The sequence below is a fragment of the Paenibacillus sp. FSL R5-0636 genome, assembly GCF_037974255.1.
GTDB classification, from domain to species: Bacteria; Bacillota; Bacilli; order Paenibacillales; family Paenibacillaceae; genus Paenibacillus_AQ; species Paenibacillus_AQ odorifer.
This window is the reverse complement of sequence record NZ_CP150232.1, coordinates 7031444-7051716: the sequence shown is the minus strand read 5'-3', so window position 1 is coordinate 7051716 and position 20273 is coordinate 7031444. Positions and strand designations below refer to the sequence as shown.

The 20273-nt window shown below is 43.2% G+C and carries 22 protein-coding genes and 1 tRNA gene; 21 read left to right on the top strand and 2 right to left on the bottom strand.

Features of this window, described 5'->3' with window-relative positions:
• Positions 1 to 245 precede the first annotated feature (245 nt).
• From noc to MKX34_RS32115, 5 genes are all read left to right on the top strand, one after another.
• Positions 246 to 1061 carry a nucleoid occlusion protein gene (gene noc, locus MKX34_RS32135; protein ID WP_036677760.1) on the top strand — a complete coding sequence of 272 codons (816 nt, stop codon included), beginning with the start codon at positions 246 to 248 and terminating at the stop codon, positions 1059 to 1061.
• A gap of 177 nt (positions 1062 to 1238) precedes the next feature.
• Entirely contained in the window at positions 1239 to 2000 is a 762-nt protein-coding gene (locus MKX34_RS32130) for an AAA family ATPase (protein WP_036677762.1), read from the top strand.
• On the top strand, positions 1993 to 2835 hold the full coding sequence (locus MKX34_RS32125; RefSeq protein WP_036677764.1) for a ParB/RepB/Spo0J family partition protein: 843 nt from the start codon (positions 1993 to 1995) through the stop codon (positions 2833 to 2835). The genes MKX34_RS32130 and MKX34_RS32125 overlap by 8 nt, the downstream gene beginning before the upstream one ends.
• Before the next feature lie 197 nt (positions 2836 to 3032).
• Positions 3033 to 4178 (top strand): aminotransferase class V-fold PLP-dependent enzyme, encoded by a 1146-nt coding sequence (locus tag MKX34_RS32120; protein ID WP_076296966.1) that lies wholly within the window; start codon positions 3033 to 3035, stop codon positions 4176 to 4178.
• 36 nt (positions 4179 to 4214) lie between these two features.
• Positions 4215 to 4715: a DUF4446 family protein gene (locus MKX34_RS32115; RefSeq protein ID WP_038573966.1), complete on the top strand. Its 501-nt coding sequence runs from the start codon at positions 4215 to 4217 to the stop codon at positions 4713 to 4715.
• Here MKX34_RS32115 and yyaC read toward each other — a convergent pair.
• Positions 4687 to 5295 (bottom strand): spore protease YyaC, encoded by a 609-nt coding sequence (yyaC, locus tag MKX34_RS32110; RefSeq protein ID WP_036677770.1) that lies wholly within the window; start codon positions 5293 to 5295, stop codon positions 4687 to 4689. The genes MKX34_RS32115 and yyaC overlap by 29 nt on opposite strands.
• A gap of 119 nt (positions 5296 to 5414) precedes the next feature.
• On the opposite strand from yyaC, the gene MKX34_RS32105 reads away from it, so the two are divergent.
• The 4 genes from MKX34_RS32105 to MKX34_RS32090 all read left to right on the top strand — a co-directional run bounded on the left by MKX34_RS32105 (position 5415) and on the right by MKX34_RS32090 (position 7068).
• On the top strand, positions 5415 to 5660 hold the full coding sequence (locus MKX34_RS32105; protein WP_036677843.1) for a DUF3343 domain-containing protein: 246 nt from the start codon (positions 5415 to 5417) through the stop codon (positions 5658 to 5660).
• Between the two features lie 21 nt (positions 5661 to 5681).
• A complete protein-coding gene (locus tag MKX34_RS32100) occupies positions 5682 to 6722 on the top strand; it encodes a mechanosensitive ion channel family protein (protein ID WP_051490990.1) in 1041 nt (346 codons plus the stop codon).
• Positions 6722 to 6934: a DUF951 domain-containing protein gene (locus tag MKX34_RS32095; protein ID WP_036677772.1), complete on the top strand. Its 213-nt coding sequence runs from the start codon at positions 6722 to 6724 to the stop codon at positions 6932 to 6934. Before MKX34_RS32100 ends, MKX34_RS32095 begins: the two co-directional genes overlap by 1 nt.
• A 43-nt stretch (positions 6935 to 6977) precedes the next feature.
• Positions 6978 to 7068: transfer RNA gene (locus tag MKX34_RS32090), tRNA-Ser, on the top strand.
• A 368-nt stretch (positions 7069 to 7436) separates the two neighbouring features.
• Here MKX34_RS32090 and MKX34_RS32085 read toward each other — a convergent pair.
• A complete protein-coding gene (locus tag MKX34_RS32085; protein ID WP_036677774.1) occupies positions 7437 to 7634 on the bottom strand; it encodes a YjzC family protein in 198 nt (65 codons plus the stop codon).
• 217 nt (positions 7635 to 7851) lie between these two features.
• Here MKX34_RS32085 and rpsF point away from each other — a divergent pair, with 217 nt between their 5' ends.
• The 12 genes from rpsF (at position 7852) to rplI (ending at position 20272) form a co-directional block, all read left to right on the top strand.
• Complete coding sequence (gene rpsF / locus MKX34_RS32080; protein WP_036677776.1) at positions 7852 to 8136, top strand: 30S ribosomal protein S6; 285 nt, start codon at positions 7852 to 7854, stop codon at positions 8134 to 8136.
• Positions 8137 to 8184: 48 nt separating this feature from the next.
• Complete coding sequence (gene ssb, locus MKX34_RS32075; RefSeq protein ID WP_036677780.1) at positions 8185 to 8691, top strand: single-stranded DNA-binding protein; 507 nt, start codon at positions 8185 to 8187, stop codon at positions 8689 to 8691.
• 21 nt (positions 8692 to 8712) lie between these two features.
• On the top strand, positions 8713 to 8985 hold the full coding sequence (gene rpsR / locus MKX34_RS32070; protein WP_036651767.1) for a 30S ribosomal protein S18: 273 nt from the start codon (positions 8713 to 8715) through the stop codon (positions 8983 to 8985).
• A 516-nt stretch (positions 8986 to 9501) separates the two neighbouring features.
• Complete coding sequence (locus MKX34_RS32065; protein WP_076105180.1) at positions 9502 to 11451, top strand: DNA mismatch repair protein MutS; 1950 nt, start codon at positions 9502 to 9504, stop codon at positions 11449 to 11451.
• Between the two features lie 193 nt (positions 11452 to 11644).
• Entirely contained in the window at positions 11645 to 13363 is a 1719-nt protein-coding gene (gene opp4A / locus MKX34_RS32060) for an oligopeptide ABC transporter substrate-binding protein (protein ID WP_036677787.1), read from the top strand.
• 84 nt (positions 13364 to 13447) lie between these two features.
• Positions 13448 to 14392 carry a D-alanyl-D-alanine carboxypeptidase family protein gene (locus MKX34_RS32055; RefSeq protein WP_036677789.1) on the top strand — a complete coding sequence of 315 codons (945 nt, stop codon included), beginning with the start codon at positions 13448 to 13450 and terminating at the stop codon, positions 14390 to 14392.
• A gap of 323 nt (positions 14393 to 14715) precedes the next feature.
• Positions 14716 to 15741 (top strand): LCP family protein, encoded by a 1026-nt coding sequence (locus tag MKX34_RS32050; RefSeq protein ID WP_038573960.1) that lies wholly within the window; start codon positions 14716 to 14718, stop codon positions 15739 to 15741.
• A 194-nt stretch (positions 15742 to 15935) separates the two neighbouring features.
• The gene (locus MKX34_RS32045; RefSeq protein ID WP_036677795.1) at positions 15936 to 16361 is read left to right on the top strand and encodes a CBS domain-containing protein; all 426 of its coding nucleotides are present in this window, start codon (positions 15936 to 15938) and stop codon (positions 16359 to 16361) included.
• A 223-nt stretch (positions 16362 to 16584) separates the two neighbouring features.
• Complete coding sequence (locus tag MKX34_RS32040) at positions 16585 to 16887, top strand: MazG-like family protein (RefSeq protein ID WP_170914153.1); 303 nt, start codon at positions 16585 to 16587, stop codon at positions 16885 to 16887.
• A gap of 6 nt (positions 16888 to 16893) precedes the next feature.
• Positions 16894 to 17811 carry a DUF2232 domain-containing protein gene (locus tag MKX34_RS32035; RefSeq protein ID WP_036677800.1) on the top strand — a complete coding sequence of 306 codons (918 nt, stop codon included), beginning with the start codon at positions 16894 to 16896 and terminating at the stop codon, positions 17809 to 17811.
• A gap of 11 nt (positions 17812 to 17822) precedes the next feature.
• The gene (locus tag MKX34_RS32030) at positions 17823 to 19829 is read left to right on the top strand and encodes a DHH family phosphoesterase (RefSeq protein ID WP_076296967.1); all 2007 of its coding nucleotides are present in this window, start codon (positions 17823 to 17825) and stop codon (positions 19827 to 19829) included.
• Positions 19826 to 20272, top strand: a complete 447-nt coding sequence (gene rplI, locus MKX34_RS32025) for a 50S ribosomal protein L9 (RefSeq protein ID WP_036677804.1) — start codon at positions 19826 to 19828, stop codon at positions 20270 to 20272. Before MKX34_RS32030 ends, rplI begins: the two co-directional genes overlap by 4 nt.
• The last annotated feature ends 1 nt before the right edge of the window (position 20273 follow it).

The following is a 20273-nucleotide window of genomic DNA, read 5'->3' as shown; positions in this document are numbered from 1 at the left end:
AGGAAAAATAGGTCTTTACGGAGAATATGATTATGTAGAGAAAAGTGATAGAATAGCATAGTAGACTTTAATTTTGTATATAACTCCTTCTCTGTCCTCTTGTTCGAAAGAAGGAGAGATTATGATGCCTGTTCATTACAGGTAATTCCATAATATCAGAATGTTTTAGATTGCTGTACGATATGCTTTCCGTGAAGAAGGTCAAGAAGATCGTACTATAACGAAATTAGGTGGTTATGAACGGAATGAAAGAACAATTTACCAAGCTATTTGGGTTTAACGAGCGGAGCAGCGGAGAAGAAATCAAACAAATACCAGTTCATGAGGTCGTTAGCAGTCCTTACCAACCACGGACTATATTCGATGATGACAAAATTGATGAGTTATGTCAGACAATTAAAACTCATGGTGTCATTCAGCCTATTGTTGTCCGTATGCGAGATTCTATATATGAGATCATCGCAGGTGAACGGCGCTGGCGGGCAGTTAAAAAGCTTGGTTTAGAGACGATCCCTGCTATTGTCCGTGAGTTCAATGATTCGCAGGCTGCATCTATTGCGCTCATAGAAAATCTACAGCGTGAAGGTTTGACCTCCATAGAAGAAGCTGTCGCTTATCAGAAGTTAATTGATCTTCATCAATTAACACAAGAAAGCTTAGCACAACGCTTAGGCAAGAGTCAGTCGACTATAGCGAATAAGATTCGTTTACTCCACTTACCTGAAGAGGTTAAGACAGCATTGATGGAACGTCAGATTTCCGAAAGACATGCGCGTTCACTCTTATCACTGGATAGTGTGGAAATGCAATTAAAAGTTTTGGCAGAGATTATTGCAAAAGGATTAAATGTTAAACAGACGGAAGCTCGTATTGCTTTCTATAAACAAGTTTCACAAACTAAAAAGTCAAAACGGGTCTCCTATACCAAGGATGTTCGTCTAGCTCTTAATACAATTCGTCAATCTATTGATATGGTGTCAGGCTCAGGTATGGAAATCAAAACGTCAGAAAATGACCGTGGTGACCATTACGAGATTGTAATCCAAATCCCCAAAAGATAAATTGTTTCAAAAGCTGAAGGCGGCCTTAAAGTGATTGGCCGCCTTTTGTGTGACTTAAATCAGGGTGTATTGCTCGATCCTGCATTTTAGAGTTTCTACCTATTAAAAGAACAGGGTTTGGCCGTTTGTACTTGCGTTCTACGAGAAGATTCTTCCTAACTATTCGAGGTGAAATTAGTGTCCAAGATTATTGCCATAGCAAATCAAAAAGGCGGTGTCGGTAAAACAACATCCTCTGTGAACCTAGGTGCCGGTATGGCTACATTAGGAAAAAGAGTGCTTCTAGTTGATATCGATCCTCAAGGCAACACTACCAGCGGCGTTGGCATCAACAAGGCGGACGTAGCGAATTGTATATATGACATTCTCATTAATGAAGTAAATCCTCTAGAAACGATACTTGAAACTCAAAATGAAGGACTGCACATCATTCCAGCGACTATTCAATTAGCGGGGGCGGAGATCGAATTAGTATCAACGATTTCCAGAGAGTTGAAATTGAAAAAAGCCCTAAATGCGGTTAAAAATAATTATGACTACATCATCATTGATTGTCCTCCATCCCTTGGGATTTTGACGATCAATTCCCTTACAGCTGCTGATTCGGTAATCATTCCGATTCAATGTGAATATTATGCGCTCGAAGGGTTGAGTCAGCTTTTAAACACTGTGCGTCTAGTGCAAAAAAATCTTAATCCGCATTTAAAAATAGAGGGAGTACTATTAACCATGTTGGATGCCCGTACGAATCTAGGGATCCAAGTCATCGAAGAGGTTAAAAAGTATTTTCAGGAAAAAGTTTACAGAACTATCATTCCTCGGAATGTCCGCTTAAGTGAGGCACCGTCTCATGGACAATCCATTATTACTTATGATCCTCGCTCAAAGGGAGCAGAAGTGTATTTAGAGTTGGCAAAGGAAGTGATTTCTTATGAGTAAACGTTTAGGGAAAGGTCTGGATGCTCTGATTCCTTCTTTATCTATTAATGAAGATGATAAGGTAGTAGAAATCCCATTAGCTCAATTACGGGCTAACCCTTATCAACCACGCAAGGATTTCAATGAAGAAGCAATCCAGGAATTGGCTGAGTCCATCAGACAACATGGCGTGATTCAACCGATCATTGTACGGAGTGTTTTGAAGGGGTATGAAATCATTGCCGGTGAACGCAGATTCCGGGCTTCGCAATACTGTGGTAAACCTACGATTCCAGCAGTCGTAAGAAATCTAAGTGATCAACAGGTTATGGAGATCGCCCTGATTGAGAACTTGCAACGTGAAAATTTAAACGCAATGGAAATCGCAGTTGCTTATCAAGGTTTGATGGATCAATTTTCACTCACACAAGAAGAGCTATCTCTGAAAGTTGGAAAGTCCAGATCACACATCGCTAACTTCCTAAGATTGCTTACTTTACCGGAAGAAGTAAAAGAATATGTTTCACGTGGAACAATGTCTATGGGACATGCGCGAGCTATTGTTGCCTTGAAAGATCCGGAAGTTATTAAACAATTGGCTGAACAATGCGTGGAACAGCAATGGAGCGTAAGAGAGCTTGAAGAAACGGTGAAAAATCTGGATCGAAAGCCAACGAACGGTACAAAGATTAAAGTTGTTAAACGTGATCCCTATATTGATAATGTAGAGGAAGTATTGCGTGAACGGTTTAAAACAACGGTTAAGATAAAACAAGGTAAGGAAAAAGGAAAGATTGAACTGAATTACTACAGTGCGCAGGACTTAGAAAGACTGTTGGAATTATTGGGTAACTAAATGGGTATCTATGCCAAGAACATATCCTGAGCTATCCGTAATCGGATAAGTAGGGGTATGTTTTTTCGAAATATAAGGATGTATAAAGTAGAGCTGAATATTATCCTTATATTTTCTACAGATAAGCTTATTATCAATAAAGGGTGACGACGTTATTTCTTCTTAATGAAAAAGAGTATGAGACGAGGAGCGGGGTTATGGAAGACTTCGTATATTTGGATCATGCGGCTACGTCCTGGCCTAAACCTCCAGAGGTGGCAGCTGCGATGATGAATGCTTTGCAGTCGGGAGCAAATGCTGGTAGAGGAAATTATTCGCTGGCCATGGGAAGCGGACGGGTGTTGGTGAGAGCCCGGAGTTTGCTGGCGGAGTTGTTTGGGGTTTCTAATGCACAAGACATAGCGTTTACCCAAAACACTACGATGTCATTAAATATGGCGATTAGAGGTACGCTCAAAGCAGGGGACCATGTAATCTCTACAATGACTGAACACAATTCTGTGCGGAGACCTTTGGAATATTTACGTAAGTCACTAGGGATAAGTGTTGATTATCTGAAGGTGGATCGGGCGGGTCAATTGGATTTGAAGGAATTGGGCAAAATGTTTCGACCAAACACTAAAATGGTAATTTGTAATCATAGCTCCAACTTACTAGGTAGTATACTTCCCATTGGTGAGATCGGAGATCTAACTAAAGCAAAGGGTGCTATATTTCTAGTGGATGCTGCTCAAAGTGCAGGCTCGCTTGATATTGATGTGAAAAAGATGAATATTGACTTATTAGCTTTTCCTGGGCATAAAGGATTGCTTGGACCACAAGGGACTGGTGGACTCTATATATCACCTGAATTGGATCTCGAGCCCTTAATGCATGGAGGCACAGGCAGTCAATCTGAGAATAGTGAACAACCCTCTGTTCGCCCAGATCGGTATGAAGCGGGAACGCAAAATGCGGTAGGAATTGCTGGTTTACTAGCCGGTGTTCAAAAGGTAAAATCGATAGGGACAAACGTTATCCACGAAAGAGAGTGGAAGCTGACTCAACTGCTGATGGAGGGGTTGTCCCGCATTCCAAACATTAAACTATTAGGACCCACATTAGGGGCTCCGAGAACTGGAATTGTGTCGTTTGTAGTGGATGGGGAAGAATCGGCGAATATAGCTCACCGTCTAGATCGTGAGTATAAAATAGCCGTCAGAGCGGGTATGCATTGTACCCCGCTGGCACATAAGGCTGTTGATACACTAGAAAGTGGTGCTGTTCGGGCGAGTGTAGGCGTAGATACAACAGAGCATAATATAAGCAGAATGCTAGCTGCTATGGATGAGTTATATGGCTGATGCCCGCAGCAGATAAATAAAAAGGATGGTCCATTCATGTCTGAAATGAATCAATTAATTAATGAACAGTTGCAGTGGTTTGTGTTTGGTTTCGTAGTAATTATGCTAGTACTGATAGTGACTGTAATCGCCCAGGGAGCTAAGCTGCGGACTATACGGCGCAAATATGAGGCCATGATGGCAGGAAGCGGTGTGGAGGATCTGGAAGGCCTTCTGGTTGATCTGAAGAACCAAAGCGACATGCTGGAAGAAGAACAACGTGAGCAAAAAGCGTTGATAGAAGCTACCCAAGTCAAAATCCGCAGCATGAAGTCAAATATCGCTCTCAAGCGTTATAATGCCTTCGGTGAACGTGGTAATGATTTGAGCTTCTCGGTGGCTATTCTGGATGACAATAGCAGTGGCATTGTATTAACCAGCCTTCATAATCGTGAGAACTCATATATTTACTCCAAGCCTATGCAAAATGGGGAGTCACAATATGCCTTATCGCCTGAAGAAAAAGAAGTTATAACTCTCGCGTTGCAGCAGAAGTAGCATGCAGGTTCCATTGTTTTAAAGCAGAATATAGACTTGTAGCGATAATATCAGATAATCGCATGACTAGACTTAGCCGTGTATTCTGCAATACGAAATACTCCATAAAGCCGCCGACATTAACGATTCCAGTCAAATGGATATCTCCAACCGGCGGCAATTGTTTATTTACGCCAGCTCCTGGTCTGAGAGGACCTTCAACGACTTGGATGCAGCCAACACTAGTAGAGTGACCTAAGCAGGCATCTATTCCGATGACAAACGGGTTATTATATTTCTCATTAATTAGCGACAAAGTCTCTTCAAGATTGACGGCATGAACCGGTTCCTCAAGGGTACCGTATAAATGAAACAACGGGCTATGAAAGCGGGATAATGCAGTACCAACAAGAGGACCGAGAGAATCTCCGGTGGAGCGATCAGTGCCTACACAGATGACGATAATTTGAGTCTCTGGACGCGTGCGTGAAAAGTGAAAAAGTAGCCGATGAGTAATTGCGGAATAGATATCGGGATCTGTATGTGATATTTTTAAACAGGACGTTTCTTGCGCTGCTGTAGCCTTGGATGAGGAGTTCATACCATCTTCCTTTCTAAAGGTGATTCTATTTGTTGGTATCTAGTATATGGATAGAAGAGGGGTTTTATACTACAGCAGCAAGAGATAGGACGATAAACCTATGGAGAGGCTTGACGTATATGCAGGATGAGATGTTAATAGCGTTTGACTCCACCCAGCAGGCGCTTCGTGCTGAAATGCTGCTTGAGTATGCTGAAATAGAAATTGATATATTTCCAACTCCGAAGGAAATCACCGCAGGCTGTGCAATTTCAATTCAGTTTTTTCAAAATGCGCTGGAAGAGGTAAAAAAGATTATAGTTGAGCAAGAAATAGAAATACGCGGCATCTACGGAAAACACAACGAGAACTACATACTGATTTAGGGGTAGGGAGGAGTACATGCGATGAATATGTGGATACTGGAGGCTGATACACCCGGTGCGGATACATTAAAAGATGCCATTCGCTTTAAAGATAAGGTGTGGAATTGGTTTACCGATGCTGATATGTGGGCGGATGTATTATTTGCGGGTCTACGGATTCTTGTTATTTTTCTCTTAACCCGGGTTATTATTAAAATTGTTTCTAATATTATTGATCGTTCGCTTGAGCGTAAAACCGGTGGCAGACTTCTGTCCAACACACGAAGGTTTACTACGGTTGGGGAATTGATGAAAAATGTAGTGACAGTTATCTGTAATTTTGTGATGATCATGCTCGTGCTTTCTGAGTTCCACTTCGATTTGGCACCATTGTTGGCTGGAGCGGGTGTACTTGGTTTAGCAGTAGGTTTTGGGGCGCAAAGTTTGGTGAAGGATGTTATTACAGGTTTCTTTATTATTTTAGAGGATCAATTTGCAGTGGGTGATGTGATTCAAACAGGTACCTATAAAGGAACTGTAGAATTAATCGGACTGCGAACAACCAGGCTGTTAAGCACAACTGGAGAAGTATTTATTATCCCGAATGGATTAATCACGAACGTGACCAACTATTCTCTCTCGAATGCATTGGCTGTAGTTGATGTTCCTGTAAAAATGGAGCGCAGCTTGGAGGCCACGCTAGGTTTGATTGGAGAAGCGTTAAAGGGAATAGAAGAGCGTAACTCTAATGTGCTTGCTTATCCTAATGTGCTCGGTATACAGTCCATGAGTACTTCGGAATATGTAATTCGTATAGCGGCTAGCTGTTTACCCAATGCAAAAGAGGTTGCGGAGAGACAGATTCAGAATGATATTAAGCAGGCACTAGAGAAACTAAGCAGTCTAGAGCAGGCTCAAGCTGCTCAAGCCGAAGAGGAAGCTCGTTTGAAGGCAGAAGAAGAAGCAAAGGCTGAAATTGAACTGGGAAAAACAGAAAATGAGCAGGAAGTATCGGATACGCCTGACACTGGATCAAGACGCCAAATCGCAGCTACACAAGAGGGGAAAAAGGGGGAAGGGTAGTGGAACGTAAAGTTTTTCAGCTTGGAGATATTGTACAGATGAAGAAACAGCATCCTTGCGGATCTAATGAGATGGAGATCATTCGTATGGGGATGGATATCCGCATTAAGTGTACAGGATGTCAGCACAGTGTTCTGATTCCCCGGGCGAAATTCGAGAAGAATATGAAGAAGGTACTGCGTTCTGCAGAGGGAAATACAGACAATAATTAAGCTTGCAAATGGCATGTCTGCATGATACAATTATTTTTGCTGCGGAGAGGTACCCAAGAGGCCCAAGGGGGCTGACTCGAAATCAGTTAGGCGTGTCACAGCGTGCGTGGGTTCGAATCCCACCCTCTCCGCCACTTCAGCATAATATAACATTCTAATGAATCCTTCGTTCCTGTAACGGAGGTTTTTTTGTGTCCAATGAGCTGTTTGCAAAAGATCATAACATGCAAAAAGAAGGGCCCTTTCGGGTCCTTCTTTAAGAGGCAGTACATCAATGATGTTGGAATTTCTCTGTATATAGCGACTAAAGTGATTTAGGCGTTGCTGAGGTTACTGCTTTTTAGACAATAACCCACTACTATTCCCAGCTAACAATAGATGCTGAATCAGATATCCTGTGATTGTGTTCGTCTACGACGGCCAACGGAACCACACCTCTCTTTTGTACTGCCTGAGAATAGTATGGTGTAATGTCGGTTTTTTTATACACATTTATTATTAATTAATGTACACGTGCTTTTTCAACCTTTTTCCACTTCCGATTTTTGTTACTGGTCTCGGGGAAGGTGTCCCCTTTTTCCATTTTAATATGCTGTGGATTCTGAATTTCGGTATGGAAGCTTCGCGCTTCACCTACCTCTGTATACATGCCTGGATTGGGGGCTTTGTCGCCTTTTTCATATTCTGTCTTTTCGCCCATCATTATCGCTCCTTCCTTAAGTGCAGATGAATTCACTGATTATTGTGCGCAGGTAGGGTTTTTTTCATGTAAAAAGAGGGTGGAGGGTTGTCCGGTATTAATATTGCTTGCACTCTGCTGCTCGTTTTGGTATATTAATCAGGTGCGAGTCTATGTTTGTGCTCGTTCCTTGCTCCTGACGTGATTAGGGGCCTCAGACCATAAGGAGGTGAAAATTATGCGCAAATATGAAGTGATGTACATTATTCGTCCTGACATTGAACAAGAAGCTGTTCAAGCAGCAGTCGATAAATTCCAAGGCATCATCTCCAATGGCGGGGAAATTACAAAGCACGAAGTGCAAGGTAAACGCCGTCTTGCGTATGAGATCAAGAAATTCCGTGATGGCGTTTATGTTTTGGTTAACTTCAATGCAGAACCTGCAGTAGTTACTGAATTAGAACGTCTTATGAAGATTTCTGACGAAGTTATTCGTTATCTCATTACGAACGACGTTGCTTAAGATCTTGACAAGCTTTGTAATGAATCGCTCTAAAGGAGGGGACCAGAATTGTTGAACCGTATCATTTTGATCGGACGGTTGACCCGTGACCCGGAACTTCGTTATACTCCCGCTGGTGTTGCCGTAACTCAATTTACGCTTGCCGTAGATCGTAACTTTACGGGCCAGAACGGTGAACGTGAGGCAGACTTCATCCCGGTTGTTACCTGGAGACAGCTAGCAGAAACCTGTGCCAATTATTTGCGCAAAGGTCGTCTGACAGCAGTGGAAGGACGCATCCAAGTGCGGAACTATGAGAATAACGAAGGTAAACGTGTATACGTAACTGAAGTTATTGCTGATAATGTTCGTTTCCTGGAATCTTCACAAAGCCGTGAAGGTGGAAATACTTCAAGTGGTGCAAGTAGTATGCCTGAAGAGCCAGCATATGGTGGCGGTGGTAACGCTGGACGCGGAAATAACAACAATAATTTCTCGCGTAACAACAATACTCAAGATCCTTTTTCGGGCGATGGTAAACCGATTGATATATCGGATGATGATTTGCCATTTTAATTAGGAAGGACTGAAAAGAATATGGCTTTTAAACCAAGAGAAGGCGCTGACAACGACAAAAGACCAGCACGTCGTGGTGGACGCAACAAGCGTAAAAAAGTTTGCTTTTTCACTGTGAACAAAATTACTCACATTGATTATAAAGATACTGAACTTCTTAAGAAGTTCATCAGCGAACGTGGAAAGATTTTGCCACGCCGTGTAACAGGTACAAGTGCAAAATACCAACGCGCTCTTACCATTGCTGTAAAACGCTCGCGTCAAATCGCGTTGCTTCCTTACACAACGGAATAGGACGTTTTATAGAAGCAGTCGGGAAACCGGCTGCTTTTTTTGTTGTGAAAAGCCAGCGTGCGGATTACGTTTGACGTTCAATCTGGAATGTGTTAAATTACAGCTATCCTATAATAAAAGGGGAAATATTGATGTTGGTGACCGTTCTTAACTAGCAATTTCATAACACTGGATTAGGAAGGCTTTAGCAGGCTCGTCTTTTGGCGTTTACGTGCTCTATTTGAGTCCGTCTCGCACAGATGTCTGTTGTTCCTAACGGTGGATGATTTAGTTAAGAACACACGAAGCGTCATATGGCCTCTTTACGGCTATTGTTCTCTTTGTAATTAACCGTGCTCTTAGAGCACGGTTTTTTTGTTTTTCGGCCACCCTGGCTTTTATAGGGGGACCTTAAAACGCCAGAGAACAATAGTATAAAAAGAAGGGCAAGGACTGCCATAGTGGCATTCTTTGTCCTTTTTGCGTTAGGGAGATTTTGTTCCAAAAAAATAGTTAGATCAATAAGGAGGATTTGCTGTGAATTTACAAAGTCTAAACACGTTGGAATACGAAATTATTAAAACCGAGCTTAGCCGTCATGCGGTATCTTATGTAGGAAAGAAAACTGTAGAAGAGCTTATGCCTATGACCTATTTGCCTTCCATTCAAAGAGCGATGGAGGAAACGTCTGAAGCTAAAGAGCTGCTGGAGCGGGGGTCCAGTGTACCGATTCCTTCATTAGAGGGGATTGAGTGGATCATGTCACTAATGGGGACTGGATATCTGTACAGTGAGCAAGACTTCACTGCAGTGGCTACATTTCTAAAGAGCTGTAGTCAATTGCGCAAATATATGGCTTCTAAAGAGCAAAGTGCTCCCCGGATTGCTGCTTATGCCTCCTCGCTGCTGGAATTAAATCATGTGCGGGAAGCAATTGACCGCTGTATCCGCTTTGGGGGAATTGATGATGGAGCTAGTAAGGGGTTAGAGCGGGTTCGTAAACGGATTGGCGTAGCTAAAGAACGTCTTCATAAAAAAATTGACGGGATCATGTCGCGCCATCAATCGATTTTGCAAGAGAATATTTATAGTCAGCGTGGTGGACGTTACGTTATCCCCGTAAAGCGGGAGTATCATAAGCAAATAAAGGGATCGGTACTTGATCAATCCACAAGTGGACAGACGGTGTTCATCGAACCAGATGAGATCGCCTCCATGCAGATTGAGCTGGATTTGTTATTAGGAGAAGAGGCACGTGAAGAAGCTGTGATCCTCAGTATGCTGACCAGCATGGTAGAACAGGAACAAACTGCACTGCGCCTAAATATCGAGGTTACAGGCACCTATGATTTTATTTTTGCCAAAGCAAAATATGCACGAACGCTGGGAGCATCTGAGGTTACTCTAAATGATAGGGGTTTTCTAAGGATGAACGGAGGCAGACATCCCATGCTGCAGGGCATGATTCCAATTAGCCTGGAGATAGGGAAGGGATATAAATCCCTAATCATTACAGGTCCAAATACAGGCGGGAAAACGGTGGTGCTCAAGACCCTCGGGCTGCTGACCCTCATGGCTCAATCGGGGTTGTTGATTCCGGTCGAGGAGGGGAGTGAGTTTACGGTCTTTACGGATGTGATCAGTGTAATCGGAGACGGACAAAGTTTGGCCCAATCACTGAGTACATTTTCGGCACAAATGAAGAGTATTGAGGGAATGCTGAGAGATGCCTCTAAAGGGGTGCTGCTGCTCATTGACGAGCTGGCGGCAGGTACAGACCCTGGGGAAGGAATCGCCCTCTCAATCGCCATTCTGGAAGAGCTGAGCCGTAAAGGGGCGAATATTATCGTCACAACCCACTTTAACGAGCTAAAAGCCTTTGCCGCTGCGACAGCCGGTTTTCAAAATGCACGAATGGAATTCGACAAAGAAACGCTGCAGCCGTTGTATCGTCTGACTATCGGAGAAGCGGGGGAGAGTTATGCTCTGCAAATTGCTAAAAAGCTGGGTATCCAGGATAACGTTATCAAGCGATCGTGGGAGATCGTTGAGGCGCAGCAGCAAAGGCTGCAGAAAGGTGATGGGTCGGCATGGGCAAGTCTTTTTAGCAAAGAGGGAGAGAAAGGGAAGACTGCAACTGTTATAGAGGATTTTGAAAAAGAAGAAACGGCTGTGGAATCACTGAGCGATAAGGAGAAGCAGACCCAATATGAAATTGGTGATGCCGTTCTTGTAACTTCACTGGGGCGGATAGGCATTGTTTATGAGAAAAAAGATCACTTAGGAATGGTCGGAGTGATGATCCAGAAGCAAAAAATGCGGATTAATCATAAACGTTTAAAGCCATATCTATCCAAAGATGAGCTGTATCCTGAGGAATATGACTTTGATATAATTTTTGAGAGCAAGGATACCCGTAAAAAGCGTAAATTGATGCAGCGTAAGCATGTCGAAGGCCTGAGAATTACGCATAAGGATGAAGAATAATGAAATAAAGGGATCTGCCTATGAGGTAGGTCCCTCTTTTTTTATAAATACTATGAAATATGCGTAAATTCAAGCAGGAGTATAGGCCTAAAGCTTAGAAGTTATTGTAACCATTCTAAAACTTTGTTACAGTAAATATTTATTCCATAGCTTAGATGTAGATATACGTTCAACTAGAGAAGGGAAGGAACACATGAAGAATAAGAAGATATGCGGGTTCTTGTTAACAATGCTCGTGATGACTACTGTATTGTCAGCATGCAGCAGAGCAGGTACCAGCAGTAATTCATTATCTTTACATCACAATGAGGTGGTCGAAAAGCCACAGACTGGCGGAGTAGTTACTTATGGATACTCATCGCCGTTTATGGGCTTCTTTGAGCCTGCTTTTTATGAAGGTGAAGATGATTTTCATGTGCTGGAGTTTATTACTGAGGCCATGTTTACGATAGATGATGATTTATCAACGGTTCCTAATATCGCCACTTGGCAGGAGTCCGAGGATCATAGAATATTTACCTTTAAAATCAAACCGGGAATCCGTTGGCATAATGGAGATGAACTGACCGTAGAGGACTGGAAATTTGCGATGGAGACTATTGCTAGTCCAGACTACACCGGATCACGTTATTATAGTGTGGAAATGATTCAAGGTGCGGAAGCCTATCATAAAGGTGAGGCGAAGAATATAACAGGTCTTAAGGTTATAGATCCTTATACTTTGAAAATAACAATGACAGCTGCCCGCGTAAATACGATTGATAATCTATGGCCGTATCCGATGAATAAAAAATATTATACTGGAGTCGCTGTTAAGGATATGCCTGAGAGTGATCAGATGCGAAAAAATCCGATTGGGATTGGCCCCTTTGAGGTGAGCCTTATTGAACCTGGCCAGCGGGTGGAGATGAAGCGCTTTGATCAATACTATAAAGGTAAGGCTTTATTGGATGGTGTGTTGTATAAGGTATTTGATGACAAGGAAATCATCAGCCTGTTTGAACAAGGCGTAATTGATATAGAGAATGCTCCACGAGATACTTATGAAAAGTTGAGTAAACTCGATAATATTAATATTTTACAATCAAATGAGCTTGCTTATGAGTATATAGGGTTTAAATTTGGGTATTGGGATAGTGAAGCTGAAAAAATCGTAATGGATAACCCTAAATTTGCGGATAAAAGATTACGTCAGGCGATGTATTATGCACTTGATCGGGAGGGGATCATTCAATCATTTTCTCATGGGTTAGGCAAGCCTATAGAAACTCCGGTTTCCAGTGCAAGCTGGGCGAAGATCCCTGATAGTCAGATTAATACGTATCCCTATGATCCGGAAAAAGCGAAGCAGCTGCTTGATGAGGCTGGTTTTGTAGATGTTGATGGAGATGGGCTGCGTGAGGATCAAAAAGGAGAAAAGTTAGTTATTCATTATGATTCTATGCTAGGCAGTCATTCAGCGGAGTTACGAACTGCTGCTATTCTGGAGGATTGGCGAAATGTGGGACTTGATGTGCAGCTTAATGGTGGGGCGTTAAAAGAGCTCAACACCTTCTATGAAGCAGTAGAGGCTGATGATCCGTCCATTGAGTTGTTTAACGGGGTATGGGGATTAGCTAATGATCCTGATCCTTCAGGTCTCTGGAGAGAGAATGATTTGTGGAACTACCCACGTTGGTCCTCGGAGCGGAATGAAGAATTGATTCGCGATGGCACAAGTATGAAGGCGTATGATAGAGATTATCGACAACAAATCTATTATGAATGGCAGAAGCTAGTGAATGAAGAGGTTCCAATGATCTTTTTTGCGGAAAGAGAAAGCATTACTGCTGTCAATAAACGTCTACAAGGTGTGCGTGTTGATTCTTTGGGCTCCATAATTGAGCCTAATAAATGGTGGATAAAGGACTAAATTAAAAAAAAAAAAAAAAATTACGCAAAAAGTGAAATCAAATTGCTGTTTCATTCGTCATATATATTATGGAGGATGACAACGATGAAGAGACGGATATTAATATGGGCTGGTGCAGCTTTGATAGTCGTTGTCTTAATTACGGTGTGGAGGCCTATCGAGCTGGGCTTTAAACCGGATATTGACGCGGGTTCAGCAGTGCTGCTAGATATGGATAGTGGAGACATATGGGTCAATATAAACGGCGATGTGCCTATGCCACCGGCCAGTGTGTCTAAATTAATGACTGAAATGATTGTGCTGGATCACATAACCTCTGGAACCCTTAGGTGGGAGGATAGAGTCCCTATTAGTGCTTACGCCAGTCAAATGGGAGGTATGAGTCTCTCATTAAAACGAGGAGATTTCTATACAGTAAGGGAGCTATTCGAAGGCATCACCATATATTCTGCTAATGATGCTGCAGTTGCATTGGCAGAATATATGGCAGGATCAGAGGATTCTTTTGTACTTATGATGAATGATAGAGCACGTAGTTTAGGTTTATCTCCTAATACGGTATTTACCAACGCCTCTGGATTGTCTAGCAAGGATCTTGGTATCATTCGTCAGCCTACGCATATCGGTGGCCAGACGATGATGACAGCGAGGGATACAGCCAAATTGGCAGCTGCGCTAATCCATAATCATCCTGATGTACTGAATATTTCCGGTCGTACACAGATGCAATTAAAGGATAAAGGGTTATATGTTAGTAATAGCAACCTTATGCTTCCAGGTATGGGCGGCGCTTACGCATACGATGGAGCAGATGGGTTGAAGACTGGATATGATAGCCAGACGGGATATTGTATTGCGGGATCAGCCCAGCGGGAGGGGCACCGGCTTATTGCGGTCGTTATGGGGGCGGAGACTTATGGCAGCCGATTTGAGGGTGCTGCTAAATTGTTCGATTATGGGTTTTTCCGCGGTTTACATTATGGAGAACGGGTAAAACATATTATACATGCCCTTGGGATTCGAAGTTAAATTTGGAGCATCATACCAGTAATTATTACTTGGTATGGTGCTTTTTCCCTATTCATGTCGGTATTTGTTGTTTCTTTTTATCCATTTAGTGATTACAATAGAAATATTGTTTTATCCCATATTATTTTAGAAACACAAAAAAACTTTTTTTCTATAATTTAGAATGACCCGAATTTCCTGAAAGGGGGGACAATAAGATAATGGAATAAGGGACAGTAAATTCGCCGCCGAGAGAAATAAAACCATGACTGCCTGAGAACGATCAGGAGGCATTGTAAATATATGGTACGTGTAATTATTCTACAATAAAGAAGGAATCAAAGATGAAAAAAATAAAGAAAAGATACATTGCGCTAATTGTTCTCGTCGTTATTATAGCGGGAGGTTTTCTCTTTCGGAATTCTTTGGCCGTATTAGCTTTTGACCTCTTTTTGTCCGATCGAGTAGAAAGCAAGCTGAAAGAAGAATCTTACCAGCCACTTAAGGATGAGAATAAGGTTAAGCCAGAGCCGGTTGTATACAAAAGCGATCCATTCTCGCTGATGCTGCTCGGGACTGATCAACGCGACAATGAAACCGCACGTTCGGACACTATGATGTATGCTGTTGTTCGCCCAGAGGATTACAAAATTCTGCTTATTTCTATTCCACGTGATACGTATACCGAGATTATTGGCCATAACGATAATAAAAAAGATAAGATTACCCATGCTTATGCTTTTGGTGGGCAGCAAATGGCTAAGGATACTCTGGAAGCACTGCTGGAGCATGATATTCAGTATTATGCCACCATTAACTTTCAAGGGCTCAAGGATGCCGTTGATGCTATTGGAGGCGTTCCGCTGCCAATCAAGAAGGACATTGTAAACAAGGGTAAGGACCATGAAAAGTTTACGATCGAGGGTGGAAAGTCGAATTATAACGGTCAAGAAGCACTTAACTATACACGCTACCGTGAAGATAGTGACTTTAACCGGACCAAACGCCAACAGGTTTTTATTGATGTTGTAGCTAATAAAATGTTATCGATCAGCCAAATCGGCAATATTCCAAAGCTGCTGGATATTATGGGCGATAATTTTAAGACCGATATAGAGCCTTCAATGATCATTAGTCTGGCCAAGAAATTCATGGGCGGCAAAGACATGGATATCTCAAGCTTTACGGTAATGGGCGAAGGAAAACGTATTGACGGACTTTATTATGATATCGTTGATGAAGAGGATTTGCGTGAAGCTAAGGCGCTGATTGATAATTGGATGAATGCAGGAACACCAGTAGATCAACTGATTGAGCCGGGAAAAGCAAGTAATGCACTCGAGCCCAAAGCAACAGCAGTTACGCAGTAATTCTAATTGGAAAGCTAAACTCATATAAATAAATTGCAGCAGCCATAAACATTCTCATGGCTGCTGCTTACTGTCTTCATGTTATAATGAGTTGGAACTATTATTTAGCTGCTACGTATAATCACATTGGCATGGCAGTAAAAGGAAGTTAAAGAACCGTAATTCCTTCGGAACTCTTTGAGGAGGATCAAGAGATGAATATTGCATTTTTTTTACTTCCGAAACAGGAGGTGGCCTGCGTAACGCTCGATTCTACGCTGCGCCAAACGCTTGAGAGGATGGAGTTTCACCGCTATACAGCAGTCCCGATTCTTAACCGTAATGGAGAGTATGCCGGCACGGTAACGGAAGGTGATCTGCTCTGGTACATGAAAGAGTCGGAGGGCAAGGTTTCGTTTGAGAACGCTTCAAAATTTTTGCTGAAGGACGTTCCATTACGTATGAATAACAAGCCGGTCTCGATTGATGCGGATATGGAAGATCTAATTAATTTGGCTAAGGTGCAGAACTTTGTACCTGTGGTCGATGATATGAACCGGTTTATTGGAATTGTTCGCCGGAGTCAAGTCATAGAGTATTGCGAGAAATTTGTAACAAGACAATCACAGGAATCATTATAGTCCCAGTGTATTCGCGGTTATAGAAGCTATCGGAACAAGGCCTGTATTTCCGGCGATAACGGAATGCGGGTCTTTTTTAAAGAAAGCTCCTCTCCAAAAAGAGGCATAGTCAGCATGGATTGAAGCATACTTAAGGGGCGCGGGGCGTCCAGTGTGACACCGAATTTTTTATGCTATAATGGAGAATAAAGCTTTTTGCCGGAGGTAGAGAGACGTGTCCAATGTGCCGAAGGATCTGGATGTAGCCAAGCGCGCCAAGGTAATTGAATGGCTGAAAACCGAAGTGATTGATCAAGTTTCACGGTTATTTAAAGCGTTATGGGAAGGCAGTACTACCCGTGTCGGTGACAGTCTGGCTAGCTTGATTATGAGCTCTTATATTTTGGGCCGCAGACTAGGGATTCCTTATCGTTCTTTAGATGACTTGCTACTGGAGAAGCTTAGAAAGCACAAGCAGGAAGGGCATCAACTGGAAGATTGGTACCAAGATATATCTGCTTTAGAAGAACATATGCGTAAGAGGTGAATACTGTTGAAATTTCGCTGGTCATCTGTGGCTTGGAGCGTAGCATACTTACTTTTGCTGCTTAGTTTAACGACTCCACTCCTCATCATCACTACCCTGTTTATGATTGTTCCGGCAGTAGTGTTGTTTACTACACTGAACACGAGACAATTTGTGCTGCATGTATTGCCGGTGTTGCTGATTGTAGGCTTGATTACACCAATTTATCTGTTGATAGCTGCGTATTTCTTAATACCGGCTCTGGTTATGGGGCGCTGGTATAAAAGACATGCCCCGGCCATGTCTACTGTGATCGCAGGTACGGTTACGATTCTTGCACAGTTCCTGCTGCTTTTGCTGCTGGGTACGGCATTATTTAATTTTGACCTGTCTACCTATGTGAACGATGTATTACAAATGGTTAATTCACCTCTGTCCGAGCTCGGAACTACCAATCCTCTGCTCACTGATATTGGATTTTCAACTGAGGATGTAAACAAGATAAGTCATATGACGGTCCAAATGATCCCTATGACTCTAATCGTAAGCTCCTTCATGATTGCTGTGATTACGCATGCTATTGCCCGCCCGATTCTGAACAGTATGAATTATGCAGTGCCTAAGATGAAGCCTGCACGTGAATGGAGACTTTCGAGATCGTTTATTTGGTACTATCTGATTGGTGTTGTTCTACAGCTCTTCTTCTCAGGGTCGGAGAACAATTTCATCCTCATGATTTCTGCCAATCTTCTGCCATTGCTGCGAATTGGCTTTATGATTCAGGCCATCGGATTTTTCTTCTTCCTGGCGCATGAACGCAAATGGAACAAGATGTCTGCCGTTTTGTTAGCGATACCGGTTATTTTACTGCCGCCGCTGCGCATTATTGGTATTATTGATCTTGCGTTCCCACTGCGGGAGTATGTGACCAAATCGAAACGATAGGGTGAGAGTTCATGCCTAAATTTCTGCAAAGACGCTGGCACGGCTATCATACCGTATGGGCGTTCATGCTGCTGTTGGTCCTTATTATAATTGTCAGTGTCTATAACTGGGCGCTTGGGGTCGCCGGCCTGTTTCTGTCAGGTACTTTATGCTTCTATATGTTGAAAGCGGAGATCTCGTTCCGCCGTAATCTGGTGGAATATATTAATGGGCTGTCTTTCCGCATTAAGCGGGTAGAGGGCGAAGCAGTCAGCATGCTGCCGCTTGGAATCATTCTGTTTAGCGAGGATCGAACGGTGGAATGGAATAACCGCTATGCCGGCGATATTTTCGCACGCAAGTCTTTAGTTGGGGAATCACTGCAAGAATTATTGCCTGATATGCAGTCTTTTTTTACAGGTGCTGCAGCGGGTAAGCGGGAGGTCGGCAAAGAAGGTGTGCTCCATGACACCCGCCTTGAGATCACCGTGGATGAACGATTTTATCAAGCTGTCATTATTCCGAGTGAGCGTATTCTTTACTTGTATGATATCACTGAGCTTGTGGTGTTACGTGAGCGGTATGAGGATGAGAAGCTGGCGATCGGCATAGTGATGATGGATAACCTGGATGAATCCGCTCAAGGAATGGATGATCAACAGCGAACCTCGCTGATTGCTAAGGTGACGAGTGAGATCACTGAATGGAGTAAGCAGTTTGAGGTTTATCTGCGGCGGTTGTCCTCGGAACGTTATCTAATGCTGCTTAATCATCGTAGCCTGCAAGCATTGGAAGAGAGCCGCTTCGTGATTCTAGATGAAGTCAGAGAAATGACTGCTGATCTCAAGGTACCTATGACACTGAGTATTGGTCTGGCCTTTGGCGCAGACTCTGCAAGTGAATTAGGGGCATTGGCCCAATCCAGTCTAGACATGGCGCTGGGCCGAGGTGGTGATCAGGCGGCTGTAAAAGCAGGCCAACGGTTATCCTTCTACGGTGGCAAGAGTAATGCTGCTGAGAAGCGTACCCGAGTGCGGGCGCGGGTCATTGCGCATGCTTTGCGGGATCTGATGCAGGAGAGCGATCGTGTGCTGATCCTCGGTCATCGGACACCGGATATCGACGCTGTGGGTGCTGCAATCGGCCTGTTAAGGGCTGCGCAGATGTATAATGTAGAGGCTAGCATTGTGATGGAGACTCCTAATCCATCGATAACTAACATGATGGAGCAGATTCGTAAGGATGATGAGTTGTATAAGTCATTCATCACAACGGAGCAATCCCTACAGATCATGACAGAGCATACCCTGCTTATTGTTGTGGATACACATAAGGCGTCTATGACGATGGAGCCGCGGCTAGTGCAATATGCCAGCAGAATTGTAGTGGTGGATCATCACCGCAGAGGTGAAGAGTTCATTAACGATGCTGTATTGGTGTATTTGGAACCTTACGCTTCATCGACTTGTGAGTTGGTAACAGAGCTGCTTCAGTATATCCATGAGAAGGTAAAGATCAGTCCGTTGGATGCTACAATGTTGTTAGCAGGGATCACGGTGGATACGAAGCATTTTGCGCTCCATACGGGTTCGCGTACCTTTGAGGCCGCAGGCTTCCTGCGCCGGAATGGTGCCGATACCGTACTTATTCAGCGCATGCTGAAGGAGGATTTACAGGAGTATATTTCCAAAGCCGAAATTATCAAACATGCGCGAATGGTGTATGACCAAATCGCGCTCGTAGTTACGGCACCAGGCATGAAAATCCCGCAGCTTCTTATTGCTCAGACTGCGGACACGCTACTTGGGATGACCAACGTAGTCGCTTCATTCGTCATCAGCGAGCGGCCTGACGGCCTGATTGGCATTAGTGCCCGATCACTCGGACGTATGAATGTACAGGTCGTGATGGAGAAATTAGGCGGCGGTGGGCATCTGTCCAATGCCGCAGTACAGCTTGAAGGAACATGTAAAGAAGCAGAAGCCAGATTACTGCAGGTGCTGGCGGAAATCGAATCGAAAGAGGGGTTATTCGAATGAAGGTCATTTTCATAAAAGATGTTAAGGGTCAAGGTAAAAAAGGTCAGGTTAAAGAGGTATCCGAAGGTTATGCTTCCAACTTCTTATTGCCACGTGGATTGGTTCGTCCGGCAACGGAAGGTAACGTGAAGACGCTGGAGAATCAAGCAGCTGCTGAACAACGCCGTAAAGATAACGAAAAAGAAGAAGCACAGCAATTGGGTAAGAAGCTTGACGAGTTAACACTGACAATGAAAGCAAAATCAGGTGAAGGCGGACGTTTATTCGGCGCTATTACAAGCAAACAGATTGCTGAGACACTGGCTTCCACCAAAGGAATTACTATTGATAAGCGCAAGATTGAATTAGGTGAGCCAATTCGCCATATAGGAGTATTTCAAGTAAGCGTAAAATTGCATACTGAAGTAAAGGCCACACTTAAGGTTGAGGTAACGGAGGAGTAAC

Coding starts and splice junctions, on each gene's coding strand:
- rpsF (WP_036677776.1), top strand. CDS start 7,852: ATGCGCAAATATGAAGTGATGTACATTATTCGTCCTGACATTGAACAA.
- yyaC (WP_036677770.1), bottom strand. CDS start 5,295: ATGAACTCCTCATCCAAGGCTACAGCAGCGCAAGAAACGTCCTGTTTA.
- MKX34_RS32085 (WP_036677774.1), bottom strand. CDS start 7,634: ATGGGCGAAAAGACAGAATATGAAAAAGGCGACAAAGCCCCCAATCCA.
- MKX34_RS32115 (WP_038573966.1), top strand. CDS start 4,215: ATGTCTGAAATGAATCAATTAATTAATGAACAGTTGCAGTGGTTTGTG.
- MKX34_RS32125 (WP_036677764.1), top strand. CDS start 1,993: ATGAGTAAACGTTTAGGGAAAGGTCTGGATGCTCTGATTCCTTCTTTA.
- opp4A (WP_036677787.1), top strand. CDS start 11,645: ATGAAGAATAAGAAGATATGCGGGTTCTTGTTAACAATGCTCGTGATG.
- MKX34_RS32100 (WP_051490990.1), top strand. CDS start 5,682: ATGAATATGTGGATACTGGAGGCTGATACACCCGGTGCGGATACATTA.
- noc (WP_036677760.1), top strand. CDS start 246: ATGAAAGAACAATTTACCAAGCTATTTGGGTTTAACGAGCGGAGCAGC.
- MKX34_RS32045 (WP_036677795.1), top strand. CDS start 15,936: ATGAATATTGCATTTTTTTTACTTCCGAAACAGGAGGTGGCCTGCGTA.
- rplI (WP_036677804.1), top strand. CDS start 19,826: ATGAAGGTCATTTTCATAAAAGATGTTAAGGGTCAAGGTAAAAAAGGT.
- MKX34_RS32055 (WP_036677789.1), top strand. CDS start 13,448: ATGAAGAGACGGATATTAATATGGGCTGGTGCAGCTTTGATAGTCGTT.
- MKX34_RS32120 (WP_076296966.1), top strand. CDS start 3,033: ATGGAAGACTTCGTATATTTGGATCATGCGGCTACGTCCTGGCCTAAA.
- MKX34_RS32105 (WP_036677843.1), top strand. CDS start 5,415: ATGCAGGATGAGATGTTAATAGCGTTTGACTCCACCCAGCAGGCGCTT.
- MKX34_RS32050 (WP_038573960.1), top strand. CDS start 14,716: ATGAAAAAAATAAAGAAAAGATACATTGCGCTAATTGTTCTCGTCGTT.
- MKX34_RS32030 (WP_076296967.1), top strand. CDS start 17,823: ATGCCTAAATTTCTGCAAAGACGCTGGCACGGCTATCATACCGTATGG.
- rpsR (WP_036651767.1), top strand. CDS start 8,713: ATGGCTTTTAAACCAAGAGAAGGCGCTGACAACGACAAAAGACCAGCA.